General features: G+C 68.8%; 16 protein-coding genes and 1 pseudogene. 10 read left to right on the forward strand and 7 right to left on the reverse strand.

The features are described 5' to 3' along the window. Positions 1-131 precede the first annotated feature (131 nt). From ACFU53_RS21730 to ACFU53_RS21745, 4 genes are read right to left on the reverse strand one after another with little or no spacing between them, the layout of a single operon-like run. A complete protein-coding gene (locus ACFU53_RS21730; RefSeq protein WP_383994723.1) occupies positions 132-2,147 on the reverse strand; it encodes a beta-galactosidase in 2,016 nt (671 codons plus the stop codon). 47 nt (positions 2,148-2,194) lie between these two features. Beyond that, positions 2,195-3,079, reverse strand: coding sequence for a carbohydrate ABC transporter permease (locus ACFU53_RS21735; RefSeq protein WP_383994726.1), 885 nt, complete (start codon positions 3,077-3,079; stop codon positions 2,195-2,197). Next, a complete protein-coding gene (locus tag ACFU53_RS21740) occupies positions 3,076-4,056 on the reverse strand; it encodes a carbohydrate ABC transporter permease (protein WP_383994729.1) in 981 nt (326 codons plus the stop codon). The genes ACFU53_RS21735 and ACFU53_RS21740 overlap by 4 nt, the downstream gene beginning before the upstream one ends. Positions 4,057-4,094: 38 nt before the next feature. After that, positions 4,095-5,405 carry an ABC transporter substrate-binding protein gene (locus ACFU53_RS21745; protein WP_383994732.1) on the reverse strand — a complete coding sequence of 437 codons (1,311 nt, stop codon included), beginning with the start codon at positions 5,403-5,405 and terminating at the stop codon, positions 4,095-4,097. Between the two features lie 516 nt (positions 5,406-5,921). Between ACFU53_RS21745 and ACFU53_RS21750 the strand changes: the two genes are divergently transcribed. Continuing rightward, positions 5,922-6,947 carry a LacI family DNA-binding transcriptional regulator gene (locus ACFU53_RS21750; RefSeq protein WP_383994734.1) on the forward strand — a complete coding sequence of 342 codons (1,026 nt, stop codon included), beginning with the start codon at positions 5,922-5,924 and terminating at the stop codon, positions 6,945-6,947. A gap of 232 nt (positions 6,948-7,179) precedes the next feature. Then, a complete protein-coding gene (locus ACFU53_RS21755; protein ID WP_383994737.1) occupies positions 7,180-9,237 on the forward strand; it encodes an RICIN domain-containing protein in 2,058 nt (685 codons plus the stop codon). A gap of 23 nt (positions 9,238-9,260) precedes the next feature. On the opposite strand, the pseudogene ACFU53_RS21760 reads toward ACFU53_RS21755, so the two are convergent. After that, a pseudogene (locus ACFU53_RS21760) lies at positions 9,261-9,410 on the reverse strand (hypothetical protein); the annotation flags it as partial. Between the two features lie 201 nt (positions 9,411-9,611). Here ACFU53_RS21760 and ACFU53_RS21765 point away from each other — a divergent pair. Continuing rightward, positions 9,612-9,734 (forward strand): hypothetical protein, encoded by a 123-nt coding sequence (locus tag ACFU53_RS21765; RefSeq protein WP_383994740.1) that lies wholly within the window; start codon positions 9,612-9,614, stop codon positions 9,732-9,734. Positions 9,735-10,016: 282 nt separating this feature from the next. On the opposite strand, the gene ACFU53_RS21770 is transcribed toward ACFU53_RS21765, so the two are convergent. Next, positions 10,017-10,712 carry a TetR/AcrR family transcriptional regulator gene (locus ACFU53_RS21770; RefSeq protein ID WP_383994742.1) on the reverse strand — a complete coding sequence of 232 codons (696 nt, stop codon included), beginning with the start codon at positions 10,710-10,712 and terminating at the stop codon, positions 10,017-10,019. Between the two features lie 99 nt (positions 10,713-10,811). Here ACFU53_RS21770 and ACFU53_RS21775 point away from each other — a divergent pair, with 99 nt between their 5' ends. The 7 genes from ACFU53_RS21775 to ACFU53_RS21805 all read left to right on the forward strand — a co-directional run bounded on the left by ACFU53_RS21775 (position 10,812) and on the right by ACFU53_RS21805 (position 16,182). Further along, positions 10,812-11,750, forward strand: coding sequence for an NADP-dependent oxidoreductase (locus ACFU53_RS21775; protein ID WP_383994745.1), 939 nt, complete (start codon positions 10,812-10,814; stop codon positions 11,748-11,750). A 49-nt stretch (positions 11,751-11,799) separates the two neighbouring features. After that, positions 11,800-12,480, forward strand: coding sequence for an SDR family NAD(P)-dependent oxidoreductase (locus tag ACFU53_RS21780; protein WP_383994748.1), 681 nt, complete (start codon positions 11,800-11,802; stop codon positions 12,478-12,480). 67 nt (positions 12,481-12,547) lie between these two features. After that, positions 12,548-12,919, forward strand: a complete 372-nt coding sequence (locus ACFU53_RS21785) for a DoxX family protein (protein WP_383994751.1) — start codon at positions 12,548-12,550, stop codon at positions 12,917-12,919. A 53-nt stretch (positions 12,920-12,972) separates the two neighbouring features. Beyond that, positions 12,973-13,611 (forward strand): NAD(P)-dependent oxidoreductase, encoded by a 639-nt coding sequence (locus tag ACFU53_RS21790; RefSeq protein ID WP_383994754.1) that lies wholly within the window; start codon positions 12,973-12,975, stop codon positions 13,609-13,611. 15 nt (positions 13,612-13,626) lie between these two features. Further along, positions 13,627-14,667, forward strand: coding sequence for an LLM class flavin-dependent oxidoreductase (locus ACFU53_RS21795; RefSeq protein ID WP_383994757.1), 1,041 nt, complete (start codon positions 13,627-13,629; stop codon positions 14,665-14,667). A 196-nt stretch (positions 14,668-14,863) separates the two neighbouring features. Beyond that, complete coding sequence (locus ACFU53_RS21800) at positions 14,864-15,751, forward strand: hypothetical protein (protein WP_383994760.1); 888 nt, start codon at positions 14,864-14,866, stop codon at positions 15,749-15,751. Next, the gene (locus ACFU53_RS21805; RefSeq protein WP_383994763.1) at positions 15,748-16,182 is read left to right on the forward strand and encodes a nuclear transport factor 2 family protein; all 435 of its coding nucleotides are present in this window, start codon (positions 15,748-15,750) and stop codon (positions 16,180-16,182) included. Before ACFU53_RS21800 ends, ACFU53_RS21805 begins: the two co-directional genes overlap by 4 nt. A gap of 492 nt (positions 16,183-16,674) precedes the next feature. Here ACFU53_RS21805 and ACFU53_RS21810 read toward each other — a convergent pair. Then, on the reverse strand, positions 16,675-17,564 hold an 890-nt coding region (locus ACFU53_RS21810), incomplete at its 5' end, for an ABC transporter substrate-binding protein (RefSeq protein WP_383994766.1).

Raw genomic sequence — 17,564 nt, forward strand, 5'->3', positions numbered from 1 at the left:
CCGACCGCGGCCTCGGGCGCGGTACTGAGCGTTCCCGTACCGGTCGCAGGAACGGCGGCTCCGGCACAGCCGGAAGTGACCGGGCCGCGCACCTGGCGTGGTGCCGCGGTCCGGTCACTCCCTCAGACGGGTCAGCGGGGCTCGCGGACCACGGCAATGCCTCCCGGTGGGACGGTGACGGTTCCGGTGACCGGTGTGCCGGTGAGGAGTTCGACGCCTTCGGCAGGTGCTTCGGCGCCCTTTCCGGTGTGGTCGATGAGGAACAGGTAGTCGGCCTCCGCGCCCCGGCGCCGGACCGCCTCGATCCCGGCGGGTACGTCCTGCTCCGGTGTGACGCCGGCGTCCTGACGGATGCGGTCGAGCAGGGCGGCGAGCGTGTCCTGGTCGGGGTGGGTGCCCAGATACCAGGCGGTGCCGTCGCCGTGCCGGTGGTGGGTGACGGCGGGGTGGCCGGCCAGTGGGCCGTCGGCGTGGGAGGCGACGGCCTGTGCGCCGGTGAGCCGGATGCGTTCCGACCACAGGTCGGCGGTGGCGGCCGGAGGCACGTCGCCGGTCAGGCCGGTCGTCTCGCCCGGCAGCAGGGGGAAGAGCTCGTCGCTGACCACGCCGAGCACATCGCGGAACGCGCCGGGGTAACCGCCCAGGTACACATGGGCGTTCTCGTCGACCATGCCGCTGTGGAAGCCGACGGCCAGCGTTCCCCCGCCTTCGGTGAACCGGGAGAGGTTCGCCGCGGCTGCCTCCGTGACCAGGTACAGCGAGGGTGCCAGGACGAGCTTGTAGCGGTCGAGTTCGGGGTCGTCGGGGCGTACGAAGTCGACGGCGACGCCGGCCCGCCACAGAGGGGTGTACCAGTCCCGTACCAGGTCCTGGTAGCGCAGCTCGCCGCTGGGCTGGGAGGGGAGTTCCAGCGCCCAGCGGGCGTTCCAGTCCCACACGATCGCCACCTGTGCCGTGCTGGTGGAGTCCCGTACTTCGGCCAACGCCCTCAGGTCCGCGCCGAGTTGGACGACGTCCTGCCAGATCTGGCTGTCGGTGCCGGCGTGCGGCAGCATCGCCGAGTGCCACTGCTCGGCGCCGGCCTTTGCCGCCCGCCACTGGAAGAACGCGATGCCGTCGGCGCCGTGGGCCACGTGCGCGAGCGCGTTGCGGCGCATTTCCCCGGGGAGCTTGGCGCGGTTGACGGGCTGCCAGTTGACGGCGCCCGTCGAGTGCTCCATGAGGAACCACGGGCCGCCCGCGAGCGAGCGCATGAGGTCGCCGTTGAGGGCGATGTCGATCTCGGCTTCCGGGTCGTCGGACATCAGGTAGTGGTCGTTGGAGAGGATGTCCAACTCCGGTGCCCAGCGCCAGTAGTCGAGGGCGTCGATGGTGCGCAGGACCAGGAAGTTGGTGGTCGCCGGGGTGTCCGGAGCGGCCCGGTGCAATACCTCGCGTTCGGCGGTGCACAGGGAGAGCAGTTCGTCGGAGCAGAAGCGGCGCCAGTCCAACTGATGGGTGGGGTTCGGGGGAGCCGCGGTGGCGCGGGGCGGCAGGATTTGGTCCCAGTCGTAGTACCACTGGCTCCAGAACGTGGTGCCCCAGGCGTGATTGAGGGCGTCCAGGTCGTCCTCGTAGCGGGCGCGCAGCCAGGTGCGGAAGGCGGCGGCGCTGGTGTCGCAGTAGCAGGCGTCGTTGTGACAGCCGTACTCGTTGTGGATGTGCCACATGGCGACGGCCGGGTGGTCGGCGTAGCGCTCGGCGAGCGCTCCGGCGATCCGCAGCGCCGCTCGGCGGTAGGCGGGGTTGGACGGGCAGAAGGTCTGGCGGCTGCCGTACGACAGTGTGCGGCCGTCCCGGTCGACGGGCAGTGCCTCCGGGTGCGCCTTGAAGAACCATGCCGGCGGGCAGGCGGTCGGGGTCGCCAGGTCGGCGGCGATGCCGTTCTCGTGGAGCAGGTCGAGGATGTTGTCCATGCGGGCGAAGTCGTAGACGCCCTCGGCCGGTTCGAGCAGGGCCCAGGAGAAGATGCCGACGCTGACCATGGTCACCCCGGCCTCGCGCATCAGGCGCATGTCCTCGGCCCAGACCTCGTCGGGCCACTGTTCGGGGTTGTAGTCACCTCCGTAGGCGATTCCAGGTATGCGAAGACGGCGTGCGGTACTCACTGGTCGTGCTCCGGGAGGGGTGTAGGGGAGGGGCGAGTGGGGGTGTGTCAGCCCTTGTTGGCGCCCAGCGTGAGGCCGCTGACGAACTGGCGCTGGAGCGCGAAGTAGACGATCAGTGTGGGGATCGCGGTGAGCAGGGCGCCGGCGGCGACAAGGTTGGGGTCGGTGAAGTACGCCCCGGTGAGGTTGTTCAGCGCCGAGGTGATCGGCATGTTCTCGCCGGTGGAGATGAGGACCAGGGCCCAGAAGAAGTCGTTGTAGATCCAGATGGACAGCAGTGTGCCCAGGGCGGCCATCGCCGGCCGGCACAGCGGTAGCACGATCTGCCAGTACATGCGCCACACCGAGGCGCCGTCGACCAGGGCGGCCTCGGTCAGTTCGTGCGGCAGCGAGCGCATGTAGTTGGCGAGCACGAAGGCGCAGAACCCGGACTGGAAGGCCACATGGATGAGGACCAGGCCGAGCGCGGAGTCGTACAGTTTGCCGCTCATGGTGATGCCGGGCAGGTCGATGAGCAGGTACATGCGGTACAGCGGGGTGATGATGACCTGCTGCGGGAGCAGGTTTCCGGCGGTGAAGACCAGCAGCAGGGCGAGATTGAGGCGGAAGTCGAAGCGACTGACGTAGAAGGCCACCATCGAGGAGAGGAACAGGGTCACCAGCACCGCCGGCACGGCGATGATCATCGTGTTGACGAAGTAGTGCCCCATGTCCGACTGCGTGAACGCGTCCGTGAAGTTGTCGAAGCTCAGCTTGTCGGGCCAGGAGACGTAACCCTTCTCGCTGGTCTCCGCGTACGGTCGCATCGCCGAGTACATCGCCCACAGCAGCGGTGCGAGCCACGCCAGCGCCGCACCGGCGAGGAAGAGGTGCAGCAGGACCCGGGCGGGGCGCACGGGCGTACGGACCTTGGTCATGACGGTGGTGCTCATGCGCGCCGCTCCTTCCGGAAGGTGGCCACCAGGTACGGGATGATCACGACGAGGGAGATCAGCAGCAGGACGACGGCGATGGCCGAGCCGTAGCCGATCCGGCTGGACTCGCCGATGATGTTGTTGGTCACGAGGATCGACAGCAGCTCGGTGCCCTCGGCGCCCTTGTTGAAGACGAAGACCAGGTCGAAGGCGCGCAGCGCCTCGATGATCGTCACCACGAGCACTACTGTGTTCGTGGGCCGCAGGGTCGGGAAGATGACGTTCTTGAACGTCTGCCACTCGTTGGCGCCGTCCAGCGAGGAGGCCTCCCGCAGGGACGGGTCGACGCCCTTGAGGCCGGCCAGGTAGAGGATCATCATGTAGCCGGTGTGGCGCCAGGACGCGGCGATGAGGATCGCCCAGAGGTTGAGGTCCGGGTCGCCGATCCAGTCGATGTACTTGCCCGGCTCGTTGGCCCCGATGATGCTGTTGATCAGGCCGGTGTCGGGGTTGTAGACGAGCTGCCAGACGAATCCGATGACCGCCATGGACAGCACGACGGGCAGGAAGAACGCCGTCTGGTAGACCCGGCTGAACCGGATCTTCTTGTCCAGCTGCACGGCCAGGAACAGGCCGAGTGGCGTGGGGATCGCGATCAGGACGACGAACCAGATCACGTTGTGCTCGAGGGCGGGCCAGAACTGCGGGTTCTGCTCGAAGAGCTCCTTGAAGTTCTGGAGCCCGACCCATTTGATCGAGTCGAAGCCGATGCCGTCCCAGGTGGTGAAGGCGAGGGCGATGGAGGCCAGAGCGGTGACCCAGACGAGGGCGACGTGCAGGATCGTCGGCACGCCGGCCATGAAGCCGAGCGTGATCCGGTCGCGGCGGGTCAGCAGGCGCCGGTGGCCCTGCGGAACCCGCCTCTTCGGAGTCGAGGCGCCGGGAGGCGGCACCGCGACCGCCTCCGGGATCTTCGTGGTCGTTTCGGAGCTCATGGTGTCGGTGTTCATCCGCTTCAGAAGGGGGGTCGGTCTCAGCCGGACGCGAAGATCGTCTTCTTCTGGCGCTCGATCGAGGACAGCAGGCCGTCGATCCCCTTGGGGTCGCGGATGAACTTCTGCAGCGCGGGCTGCATCACCGTGGAGGTGAAGTCCGGCCGGCTGTCACGGTCCATGAACTGGGTGAGATGCTTCGCCTGGTTGATCATCTCGTAGCCCTTCTTCTGAAGGGTGCTGTAGCCGGAGGTGTCGGCCTTCGAGGAGGCGGCGATCAGGCTCGGGTCGGCCTTCAGGTAGATCTCCTCGGCCTGGGCAGTGCCCAGGAATTCGAGCAGCTTGACGGAACCGGCGTGGTTCTTGGGCTTCTTGCTGAGCATGATGCCGTCGGTCGGCGCCTCCACGGTGTCCTGGCCGTACGCCGGGTCGATCTCGGGGAAGGCGAAGAAGTCGAGGTCGTCCAGGTCCGCCTTGTTGCTGAACTGCTGGGCCACGAACATGCCGAGCATATACATGCCGGCCTTCTTCGCCACCAGCGTCTGGGCGGCGTCCTGCCAGGTACGGCCGACCGCGCCCTCCTGGTGGTAGGGGAGGGTCTCGGCCCAGGTGTCGAAGACCTTGCGGACCTTCGCGTCGGTCCACGAGGCCTTGCCCGCCATCAGCTCGACGTGGAAGTCGTAGCCGTTGAGGCGGAAGTTGATCTGGTCGAAGGAGCCCATCGCCGGCCAGGCGTCCTTGTCGCCGTACGCGATCGGGACGAGGCCGTCCTTCTTCATCTGCTTGCACAGGGCGACGTACGCGTCCCACGTGGTGGGGACCTCGTAGCCGTACTTCTGGAAGACGCTCTTGCGGTAGAAGACCGCCCACGGGGACGTGGTCAGCGGCACCAGGTAGTACTTGCCGTCCTGACCCTTGCTCAGGTCGTGCATGGCACTGGGGAAGTTGGCGCCGATCGTCTTCCACACGTCGTCGATCGGAGAGGCGAGCCCCTTGGCCGCGAAGAACTGCATCCGGTAACCCGCGAACCATTGGAACACGTCGTCCGGGGTGCCCTGCAGGTAGGTGTTGATCTGCTCCTGGAAGGTGTTGTGGTCCTTGGTGTTGATGTCGACCGCGATCCCGGACTGCTTCGTGAAGGCCGCGTAGACGTCGGCGTACCCCTTCTTCGGGACGGCGTCGGACGCGTTGGAGCCCACGGTGACGGTCTGGGTGTCCGACGAGGCGGAACTGCCGGCGCAGGCACTCAGCAGGGGGATGCCGGCACCCAGTACCGCGGCTCCGCCGAGCCCGCGGAGCACGGTGCGGCGGCTGGTGCCAGGCATGGACCGACCAAGGGATGAATGGTGCATTTCGACTCCTGACAGGGCTGGCGGTACCCAGACTTGGCGCGTCAGCCGGAAGAGGGTTGGCGGAGAGACAGCCGCTGAGTAACCAGAACCAAACACGATCGAACAAACGCGATCGGTGGACGCCAGGAAGCGTGAACGCTCTGTGTCCTCACTGTCAAGACTCCGCGTCCGGCAATTCGTGATGGATCAGGTCCGGTCGGGAGCCTGACGTGCGGGTAACCGGAGTGGGCGGACAGGACCGACATGGCTGGCCGCCGAGTCGTCCCGCACGGAGAAACAGGCACTTGAGCTGCAGTAATGCCTGCCGAGCGCGCTTCCTCGGGCGCTTGCGGCACCTCCTCCGCCCGGCCACGGGCCCCGGCGTCCGTTCACACCGGAGGCAAGTGGCGTTGCGGGAACTCTTGACGTGCGCTCGGCGGATGCGTACACATTGACCGCGCGGTCAGACCGCGCGGTCATGCAATTGACCTCGTTCGATGGAGAACACACGGCCATGGAGACTTCAAGACAACAGGGGTGGAGCGCGGTGTCGGCTCCTCCGCGCCGCGCAGTGAGGATGTGGCCAGGCTGGCCGGCGTCTCACGCAAGACGGTCTCCCGGGTCCTCAACAACGAGCCCTACGTCTCCGACGAGTCCCGCCGACGCGTCCTGGCGGCCGCCGAGGAACTCGGCTACCGGCTGAACCACGCGGCCAGGGCACTGGCCTCCGGCCGTACCCGTTCCATCGGTGTGGTCGCTCTGGGCACCGCCGGGTATGGAACCGCCTCCCTGCTCGTGGGCATCGAACAAGCCGTACGGGACGCCGGCTACGCGCTCCGCGTGCTCAACACACCGGACGGCAACCCGGAAAGCATCGCCGCCGCGCTGGAATCACTCCTGGAGCAGGGCGTGGACGGCATCGTCGTCTCCGAACCCATTGTCGAGGGAGAAGTCCCGCTCGGCGTCGACGTGCCGGTCCTCTTCCTCGGAGCACCACCCGCCTTCAGTGCCGCCCGGACCCTGACCGTCGGCGTGGGCGCCCATCAGCTGGCCCGCGCGGCCACGGAACACCTCCTGGACCTGGGGCATCCGACCGTCCATCACCTCGCCGGGCCGCGGCGGTGGTACGCCACCACGGACCGCATCGAGGGATGGCGGGCGGCGCTCGCGGCCCGAGGCGCGCATGAACCGCCGGTACTGAACGGCGACTGGTCGGCGGCCTCCGGGTACGCCGCGGGGCGCGCGCTGGCCTCGGACCGCTCGGTGACCGCCGTGTTCGCCGCGGGCGACGAGATGGCCATCGGCCTGATCCACGCCCTGCGGGAAGCCGGGTGCGGGGTCCCGCAGGACATCAGCGTCGTCGGTTTCGACGGAAACCCCGTCTTCGCCTACGTCTCCCCGCCCCTGACCACCGTCCGTCAGCCCTTCGAGGCCGCGTCACGCGAAGGAATCCGGCTCCTCCTCCACGCCATCGAGAACCCCGACACCGAACCGCCGCCCGCGCACGACCCACCCGTCGAACTCATCGTCCGCGGCTCGACCGCACCCCCACCCTCCCTCTGACCCACACCCTCCGCCACTGCTCCGGCGTAGGCCGATCCGCCGGGGCACCCTCCCCACCTCCGCCATTCCGCGCTTGTCCCACCGCGACCCCCGCCCTTACGAGCCGCGCCCGGCGGTGGCGCCCGCTCTTCCCCGAGCGACGCGCCCAACGAACTCCGCCGCGTCACTCCGGATCTGTACCAGGGCGGCGGACACCGAAACACCCATCCTCTATCCCGTCTGGGAGCCGCACATGTCCCCCGCACACCCAGGCGCCAGACCCGGCGCCGCTCCACGTACCCGACCCACCAACTTCCTGTTCCTGCTGCTCGCGCTGATCGCCTCGGTGGCGACGCTGGTCCTGCCCGCCGCCGGCAGGGCAGACGCCACTGCCCGGCCCGCGCAGACGATGTACACGCCGCCGTCGGGCGCCCCCGCCCCCGGCTCGCTCTACCCGCGAGGACTGCGTCTGCAGCACAGCGGCTCGGCCAACGGCACCATCCTCGCCACCTTCGAGCAGTACACCAACGGCACACCGGTCTTCCCGATCTACCGCAGCACCGACAACGGCAACTCCTGGACCAAGATCTCCGACGTCGCCGACACCCAGAACGGGTGGGGCATGCGCTGGGAACCGGAGCTGTTCGAGCTCCCCACCGCGATAGGAGGCTTCCCGGCCGGGACCATCATGGCCGCCGGGCTCTCCGTTCCCAGCAACCGGTCCGCCACCAAGATCGACATGTACGCCAGCACCGACCACGGCCAGACCTGGACCTTCGTCAGCAACATCGCCACCGGCGGAAAGGCTTTTTCCAGCAACGGCCAGACCCCCGTATGGGAACCGTTCCTTCTGGTCCACAACAACAAGCTCATCGTCTACTACTCCGACCAGCGCGACCCCGCCCACGGGCAGAAGCTCGTGCACCAGGTCAGCACGGACGGAAGGAACTGGGGGCCGGTCGTCGACGACGTCGCCGTATCCCCCTACAGCGCCCGCCCCGGTATGACCACCGTCGCAAAGATGCCGAACGGCAAGTACATCATGACGTACGAGTACGGCGGGGCCCCCGAGAAGAACTTCGCCACCTACTACAAGATCTCCGCCGACCCGGAGGCGTTCGACTCCGTCACCGGCCAGGTACTGAGGTCGACCGACGGCTACGTCCCCTGCTGCACCCCGTACATCACCTGGCTGCCCACCGGCGGCCCCAACGGCACCCTCGTCGTCGCGTCCAACAGCACCGACGACCTGTTCCTCAACACCCAGAACGGTGACCCGAGCGCCTGGACCCGGATCCGGTCCAACGTCGCCGCCGGCTACAGCCGCGGCCTGCTCCCCCTGTCCGACGGACACAGCCTCATGGTGTTCACCGGAGGTCCCAACGGCAGCAGCACCGTCAACCCCGTCCAGTACAGCACGATCGACCTGGGCGGCGGCATCTCCGACGGCGCCACCTACACCGTGTCGAACGCGGGCAGCAACCTCAGGCTGAGCATCGCGGGCGGCTCCACCACCAACGGCACCGCCGCCACCCAGCAGAACGCCGGCAACGCCACCGACCAGCAGTGGCGCTTCGTGCAGCAGAGCTCCGGCTACTTCAAGATCCTCAACGTCGCCAGCGGCAAGGTCCTCGGCGTGGAGAACCAGTCCACCGCCAACGGCGCCAAGGTCCTCCAGTGGGACGACAACGGCACCCTGGACCACGAGTGGGCCGTCGCCCCGCACCAGGCCGGCGGGTACAGCATCACCAACCGTGTGACCGGCAAGAACCTGGAGATCCCGGGCGCCTCCACCGCGGCCGGCACCGCCGCCGTCCAGTGGAGCGGCACCAGCTGTGCCTGCCAGCGCTGGAACCTCACCCAGACCGCTCTGCCCCCGCTGGGTACCGGGCAGTACGTCCTGGTCAACAAGAACAGCGGCAAGTACCTCGACATCCCCCAAAGCTCCACCGCCTCTGGAACGGCCGCGAACCAGTGGCAGAACTCGGCATGCTTCTGCCAGCTGTTCACCTTCCAGTCCGCCGGCGGCGGAGCCTGGACCATCAGGAACGTCAACAGCAACCTGAACCTGGACATCCGTGACGGCTCCACCACCGCCGGAGCCGCCGTCGTCCAGAACACGCCGTCCGCCGCGAACTCGCAGAAGTGGACCCTCACCGACGCGGGCAACGGCTACTACGAACTCAAGAACGTGGGCAGCGGCTTCAACGCCTCCGTCGCCCAGTCCTCCACCAGCAACGGCGCGGCAGTCGTGCAGTGGAACGACCTGAACCTCGACGACCAACTCTGGAAGATCGTCCGCATCAACTGAGTGACCGTCCGCAGAAGGACGTGTCAGGCGGTCGTGCCGGTCACCGAGTCCCCGGACTCGGTGACCTGGTACGTCACCGTGGCGCAGCTCAGGTAGTGCAAGGTGAGCGTCACCAGTGAGTCCTTCTTGAGCGAGTTGAGGAAGCCGGGGGTCAGTTTGATGGCGCCATGTAACCGGGTGGGAACGGCGTGCGTCCGTGGTCCCGTCGGCGTCCGACAGTACGGGGCCCTCGGAGGAGATCACGTCGATCCGCCACGGGACGCCCCGGGAGAACCTGGCCTCCGGCGTTGCCTTGAGTGTCTGGGCGGTGATGTCGCCCGTCCTGGGAACGACACCTGACCGCGTTCGTCGACTCCGACACCCGCTTCGAGTCGGTGACCTGGCGTCAGGGCGGCAAGGGCACGATGATCTCGCACTTCGCCGTGCTTGAGGTGCGGCCCTCGGGCAAGGAAGCCACCCGAACCGCTCAGGCGGTGGCCGGCGGACGCAGCCGCTGAAACGGGGTGCTGCCGCTGCAGACTTTGCTGGTCGAGCAGCCTGCAGAAGCGGCCGGTCCGACCGGCTACTGGATGACCGACCTGCCCGCCACCACCCGTCACCCTCGTCACCGCCGCTCAAGCCTTCCGCACCCTGTGGCGGCTCGACTGCAAGCCCGGATGCCGGCCTGAGCCTCTACCAGGTCCTCGATGCCCTTCTGGACCTGCTGAGGTGCTGGGCCGGCGCCTGTACCACCTGCGGCCGCCCCCTGCCGACCAGCAGATCCAGAACCTGACGAAGCGCTACCCGGCGGTGCCCGGGCCCGTTTGTGAGAGGCGGATCATGGCGCGGTAGAGAGCGGTGGGCCTCGGGGCTTCGGGCAGCGGGGGGATCGGTGCCCCGGGTGCGGCGTAGGAGCGGAGCATGTGGCCGACGAGGCGGCGCCAGGTGTCGGGGGCGGCGTCGCCGGTGGCGGCGACGACGCCGGCGTTGGCCATGAGCAGGATGACGACGTCCTGGTGGGTGAAGTCGTCGCGTAGGTGCCCGGTGTTCTTGGCGCGGGTGATGAGTTCGAGCAGCCGGTCGTACGCCTCGGCACGGCGGGCTTCCAGGGCCTTGGCGGCGGGGAAGGTCATGGTCAGGACGTCGGCGAAGCCGCGGTCTGCGGCCTGCATGGCGCAGACGGCGTGGAGGTAGCCGATGAAGCCGTGCCAGGGGTCGGGGTCGGCGAGCGCCTCGGCGACTGCGTCCGCGTAGGCGTCCATGCGGTCGGCGAAGACCGCGTTGATGAGTTCCTCCCGGGTGGCGAAGCGCCGGCCGAGCGTGGCTTTGCCGACACCTGCTTCGCGGGCCACTGAGGCCATGGATACGCCGAGCCCTTCGGTGGCGTAGAGGCGGCGGGCTGCGGCCAGGATGCGGTCGCGGTTGCGCTCCGCGTCGGCGCGCAGTCCCGTGCCGGGCTGCTGGCACGGCGTCTGGTCGGAAGGCGGGGAGGTCATGCCCCCACTCTACCCAAGTGGGACGGGTGGCCCACTTCTGCTGTACGGTGGGCGACAGTGGAATCGGGAAGGCCGTACCACTTATCGAGAGGCGGCGTCATGCGTGCTGTAGTCGTGGAATCCGTTCCCGCGACCCCGGTCGTGACCGAGGCGGACACGCCGCGCCCCGAGGCCGGTGAGCTGCTGGTGAGGGTGGCCGCATCCTCGGTGAACGGCATGGACGCGGCGACGGCGGCCGGCTACGCGCAGGACATGATCGAGCACCGGTTTCCGCTCGTCCTCGGCCAGGATTTCGCGGGCACGGTCCGGGCCGTCGGTGAGGGCGTCGAGGGCTTCGCGGTCGGCGACGCGGTCTTCGGCGTCGTGAGGAAGCCGTTCCTCGGAGCAGGGTCGCTGGCCGAGTACGTCACGGTGCCTGCCGCGTACGGGGTGGCCCCGATCCCCGCCGGTCTGGCGGTACCGGACGCGGGTGCGCTGGGCCTGGCCGGTACGGCGGCATGGGACAGCCTGAACGCGGTGGCTCCCGCCGAGGGGGAGACGGTGCTGATCTCGGGCGCTACCGGCGGCGTGGGCGCGCTTGCCCTGCAGTTGGCCGCCGCCCGGCGCGTGAAGGTGATCGCTACCGCCCGCGTCGGCGCGGAGGCCGACTTCGTCACCGGCCTGACCAAGGAGCCGGTTCACCTCGTGGACTTCACCGGTGATTTGGCGGCCCATATCCGCGAGATCGCCCCCGACGGCGTGGACGCGGTGCTGCACCTCGCGGGTGACGGCGTTCAGCTCGCCGGCCTGCTGCGATCCGGTGGCCGGATCGCCTCCCTCATCGGTCTGACCCAGGACGCCGTCGAGGGCCGGGACGTCACCGTGCACCCGGTGATGGCCGACACCGTCCCCACGACCCTGACCGCCCTGGCCGAGCAGGCCGCCTCCGGCGCGCTGCGTGTGCCGATCACGGCCACCTACCCGCTGGAGCAGGCTCCGGAGGCCATTGCCGCCTTCGGTGCCGGTGCACTGGGCAAGATCGCCATCGCCTGCTCCTGAGATCCACCACATTCATCCCATTCATCGCCTCAGGGAAAGAGATCTGATCGTGCCCACCATCGCCATCATCGGCGCCGGCCCCGGTATGGGCCTGGCCATCGCCCGCACCTTCGGCAGCCGCGGCTTCGACGTCGCCCTGATCTCCCGCACCAAGGAGAAGCTTCAGACGCTGGTCGGCCGGCTCGGCCAGGAAGGAATCACCGCCGAGGCGTTCACCGCCGACGTCCTGGACCGGCCCTCCCTGACCGCCGCCCTGGACGCCGTGAAGGCCCGCTTCGGCGGCATCGACGTACTGGAGTACTCGCCGGCCCCGCACTCCCCGGTGCCCGGCCTCACCATGGTCGCCCCCTCGCAGGCCACGGTGGACGATCTGCAGCCGCAGATCGAGTACCTCTTCTACGGCGCTATCACCGCCGCCCAGGCGGTCCTGCCCGCGATGCGGGAGGCGGGCGCAGGCACCCTGCTGTTCACCACCGGCGGCGGTTCGGTGGACCCCATTCCCATGCTCGGCAACGTCAACGCCGCCGGCGCGGCCCTACGCAACTGGGTCATCAACCTGGACAAGGAGCTGGCCGGCAGCGGCGTGCACGCCGCGCACGTGGCGATCAACGTCTGGATCGGTGACGGCGGACCCGAGGGCATCCCGACGGCCACGCCCGAGCAGATCGCCCCCCTGTACTGGGACCTGCACGAGGACCGTGACCGCTCCGAGGCCGTCTTCAACGCCTGACCGGCCGGCCCGCCCCGCTCCCGGGAGGGAGCATCCCCTCCCTCCCCACCCCGTAAGGAATCCGTACGTGAACGTCCTCTTGTGGATCGTGCAGGCCGTGCTGGCCGCGATGTTCGCCATGGCCGGTGTCATGAAGTCCACCCAGCCCAAGGAGAAGCTGGCCGGTCAGCTGCCCTGGGTGGCCGATATCTCGCAGAACACCGTCCGTTTCATCGGCATCGTGGAGTTCGCCGCGGCCCTCGGGCTGATACTGCCGCCGGTGACCGACATCGCCCCCGTGCTGACCCCGCTGGCCGCGACCGGCCTGGTCGTGGTGATGGTGCTGGCCGCGATCACCCACGCCCGCCGCAAGGAACCCGGCGCGATCGCCTTCAACGCCGTCCTGCTGGTCCTGGCGGCCCTGGTGGCCTGGGGCCGCTTCGGGCCGTACAGCTTCTGACCCTCTCCGCCCTACCCCCCCACCTTCTGATCGTCACCGCGAGGAACCCCCTGATGCGTGTCACCGTCTTCGGCGCGACCGGCGGCATCGGCCGCCTGGTCGTCCAGCAGCTTCTGGACGGCGGACACCAGGTCACCGCCCTGGTCCGCACCCCCGCCAAGCTCGCCCTGACCCACTCCCATCTCACGGTCGTCGCAGGGCAGTTGTCCGACCGCGATGCCGTCGAGCAGGCTGTCAGCGGCGCCGACGCGGTGATCAGCGCGCTCGGCCCGTCCCTGAAGCGGTCCACGACCGGCACCCAGGTGACCGACGGAACCCGCACCGTCGTGCAGGCCATGCAGGCGCAGAAGGTGGACCGGTTCATCGGCCTGGCCACGCCCTCACTGGCCGATCCGCGGGACAGGCCCCACTGGAAGCACATGGTGCTGCCCGTCGTGGCCGGGCTGATGTTCCCCAACGCGCTGGCCGAGCTGAAGGGCATGACCGAGGCCGTCACCGGCTCCGATCTCGACTACACCATCGCCCGCATCACCAATCCGACGAACAAGCCCGCCACCGGCCGCGCCCGCGCGGGTTTCCTCGGCCATGACAAGGTCGCCTCCGCCATGACCCGTGCCGACATCGCCGCGTTCCTCGTCTCCCAGCTCACCGACGCCCGCTACCGGCGGGCCATGCCCGTCATCAGCAACTGAGGCCAGGAACCCGACATGACCTTCGAACTCGGCGTCTACTCCTTCGGCAACACCCCGCGCCTTGCCGACGGCAGCCGCGGACCCACCGCCCAGGCCCTGCGCGATGTGCTGGAGGCCATCCAACTCGCCGACGAGGTGGGTCTGGACTTCTTCGGGGTGGGCGAGCACCACATGCGGGCGATGCCGCTGTCCTCGCCCACCTCCGTGATCAACGCCGCCGCGGCCTCCACTTACCGGATCAAGCTCGGCACCACGGTCACGGTCCTGTCCACCGACGACCCGATCCGGGTGTTCCAGCAGCTCGCGACCGCCGCGTCCCTCGCGCCCGGACGCATCGAAGCCGTGGCCGGACGCGGCTCGTCGACGATCACGTTCCCGCTGTTCGACTACGACGAGCACGACTACGACATGCTCTACGCCTCCAAACTCGCCCTGCTGATGGCCGTGAACGCCGATGAGAAGGTCACCTGGCACGGCCCGCACCGCAGACGGCCACTGCGGGATGTCACCGTCTTTCCCCGCCCCGAGCAGCCGCTGAAGATCTGGTTGGGCACCGGCGGCAGTCCGGACTCGGTTGGGCGCGCCGTCGAGTTGGGGCTGCCGATGTTCCTCGGCGTCCTGGGCGGCACCCCCGAGCACTGGGCGCGCTATGGGCACGCCTACCGCGCCGCCTGGGCCCAGGCCGGTCACCCCGCAGAGCAGGCGGACATCGCCATCTCCATGCATGGGTTCGTCGCCGAGTCCGGCACCCAGGCACGGTCGACCTATCTGGACCACGAGCACCGCATGATGGCCGAGGGCCTGGCCGAACTGGGCCGCCCCGCCCCCTCGCGCGCCGACCGAGCCGCGGCCCTCGAACCCGGCGGCATGGTCTTCGTCGGCAGCCCCGACGAGATCGCCGACCGCATCCTCCACCTGCACGGACTGCTCGGCCATACCCGCCAGATCCTGCAGATGGACGTCGGCGGGATGCCGCAGCGCGACTTTCTGCGCGGCATCGAACTGCTCGGGACCAAGGTGCTTCCTCAGATCCGGGCCGAGCTGGCGAAACCGTGAACTGGAGCCGTCCCGCCACGGCGGCCTCCTCCTGCCGCCCCACGATCTGCGTCATACCGCCGGCGCCGCGCGCCCCCGACGACGGCGTGGTCTGCGGGCCCTGCGGTGTGACCCAAGGCCGACAGCGGAGGACTTCGTCGAACCGCCCACCACCGAAGTAGCCCCGATCCCCCCCACCACGAAGGAGCAGTCCGGAATGACCACGATCACCGACCCGTCCTACGTCGACCCGGCACTGATCAACCCCCGCGCATTACGTCTCGTCGAGGCGTTCAAGGACGCCCTGGCCCGTCTCCGCGACGAGGAGGGACTGACCTTCGACGACATCCATGCCGTCACTGATGTGCTGCAGCAGATGCAGACGGCCACCGGCGTCCCCCTGGCGCTGGTCGCCATGCCCCTGTACGGCGAGCTCTTCCAGGGTGGCCAGGACGGCTACACCCCTTCCGAGGATGTTTCCAGTCCCACGTTCATCCCCGGCTCCCCGCGTATCGACAACCCCGGCGTCCTGCCGATGCGGCCGGACGAGCCCGGCACCCCGCTGGTCGTGTCCGGGCGCGTGCTGGACGGCCACGGCCAGCCGCTCGCGGGCGCCAAGGTGGAGATCTACCACGCGGCCAACAACGGCAACTACTCCGGTGTGTGGGACGACGGAGTGCCCAAGTACAACCTGCGCGGGCACCTGTTCACCGACGACGACGGCCGCTACACCTTCACCACCATCACCCCCGTCGCCTACGCCGATGACAGCACCATGGCGCTCGACAGGGTCGTCGAGGCCGCCGCAGCCCTCGGCCGCAGCCTCTACCGCCCGGCCCACATCCACTACGAGGTCCACCACCCCGATCTGATCACCCCCTGGACCGGCGAGACCTACTTCCAGGGAGACCCCGTCATCCCCGTCGACTTCGTCGGCGCAAAGATCGCCCACCCCGCCCTGCAGGGGGACACCGCCCTGCACGAAGACCCCGTGGATATCGCCGCACACGGTTTCCAGGGCCCCTACCGGACCACGGAGTTCGACTTCGTCCTCAAGACCCGGACCAGCCCGGACACCATCACCCCGAAGGGGGAGAAAGCATGACTCCCGAGGATGCCACTGCCTGGTCGCTGGCCCGGCTGAACACGGCCTTCTTCCACCACTACGACCGTCGCGAGTACGACGAGCTGCTCGAACTGCTCGTCCCCGACGCCCTGTACGAGGTCCGTGGACGCAAGCTGCGCGGCCATGCCGAGATCCGGGGCGCTCTCAACGCCCGTTCCGGTCCCGAGGTGACGGTCCGCCACCTTGTCACCAGCCAGCACGTGCACAGCGTCGGGGACGGGACCGCCCAGGGCACCGTCTCCGTGATCGTCTACTCCGGACCCACCCCCGTCGGCGAGGGTCCGGTCCTCTACCCGGCCGCGAACGCCGGACACCTCTTCGAGATGACCGACCACTACCGGCTCGACAACGGGCACTGGAAGATCACCCAGCGCACAGCCCACCCGATCCTCGCCCCGGCCACCGACTGATCGTGGCCGTCGGCAAGCCGGTCAAAACGATGATGACTGAAGCCTTCGCTGAGCTGACAGGAAGTCGGAATCGCGGGGACGTTCGGGAACGATGAAGCGCAGGGCCGCGGAATTGCCAGTGCGGCCGACTCCTTCTCGGTGACCGGCAGCGGACCGACGCCGCAGGCGGCGAACGCGTGCGCTGCCTGCGGCGGCCGATACGTCTACGACAGCCAGGGCAGCCTCGTCGGGAACCCGGGCGCACCTGGTGGACCGCCACGGTGTGGATCGAGTGCATCTGACACGGGGTAACCGCCGTCAGGCAGGCGGATGAACCCCTGACGCTTCAGCTGCCCCCTTGTGCGACCGGGAATCCTGTGGGTGTCAACGCGACGTCTCCGGTGCGGCCGCACGTGTGGGCGTCCCCACCCGCCGAAGGGCTGGTGGGGATGCGAAGACGTCGTTACATGGCCCGGAATCCTTCGGGCCCGACCGGTACGGGGCCTGTCGGGGTCAGGCGCCCGGGTGCAGACCGGGCCAGCCGGGTGTCGGGTCGCCCTTGACCTCGCCGAAGTAGAGGGCGAAGGTCTGCTTCAGCCGCTCGACCTGGGCCCGGTCCTCCATGAAGCGCGGGAACCCGTCCACGTTGGCGTTCGGGTACTCCCAGATCGGCTTCAGGCCGGTGGGCGGCGCGATGTCGGTGCGCACCGACCAGCTGTTGGAGGTCTGACGCTCGGTGGACAGCTGCCAGTTGAGGTAGAGCTTGGCCGCCGTGGGGTTGGCGGCCTGCTTCAGGATCGCGATCCGCTGGCCCCATCCCACGAACGGGTGCCCGTCGGGCATCATCCAGCGGTTCGGGGTGGTGATGAGCGGGCTACCACCCGTGCCGACGCCGATGATCTTCTCCTTGTTGGTGACCGCGGTGCCGGGGGAGAAGGAGCCACGGGCGAACTGCGGCTGCTGGGCGGCGAAGTCGGCTATCCAGTCCCAGCCGTAGGTCTGGGCGTAGAGGGCGTAGAGGTAGAGCACCGCGTCGTCGTCGTGCGGGTAGGAGGAGGCGATGGCGCCCTTCCAGCGCGGGTCGACCAGGTCCAGCGGCGACTGCGGCGCGTCGGCCCCGGCCGCCGCGACGTCGTACAGGTAGCTGAAGGCGATGACCATGCCGGCCACCCAGGCACCGTCCGGGTCCCGGAACTTCTTGTGGAGCTTGCCGAAGCCGGCGGGCTTGTAGTGCAGCAGCAGTCCCTGGCGCTTCCAGCGGGTGAAGTCGTGCAGCGTCTGCAACTGCACCACATCGGGGACCAGGGTGTCGGTCGCGAACTGGTTGTCCACGCGGACGTCGTGGTACTTGCTGTAGTCCACGATGAGGTTGAGGTCGATCTGCGGGAACCGCTGGCGGAAGG

The organism is Streptomyces sp. NPDC057474 (assembly GCF_042802555.1).
In the GTDB taxonomy this organism is placed as follows: Bacteria; Actinomycetota; Actinomycetes; order Streptomycetales; family Streptomycetaceae; genus Streptomyces.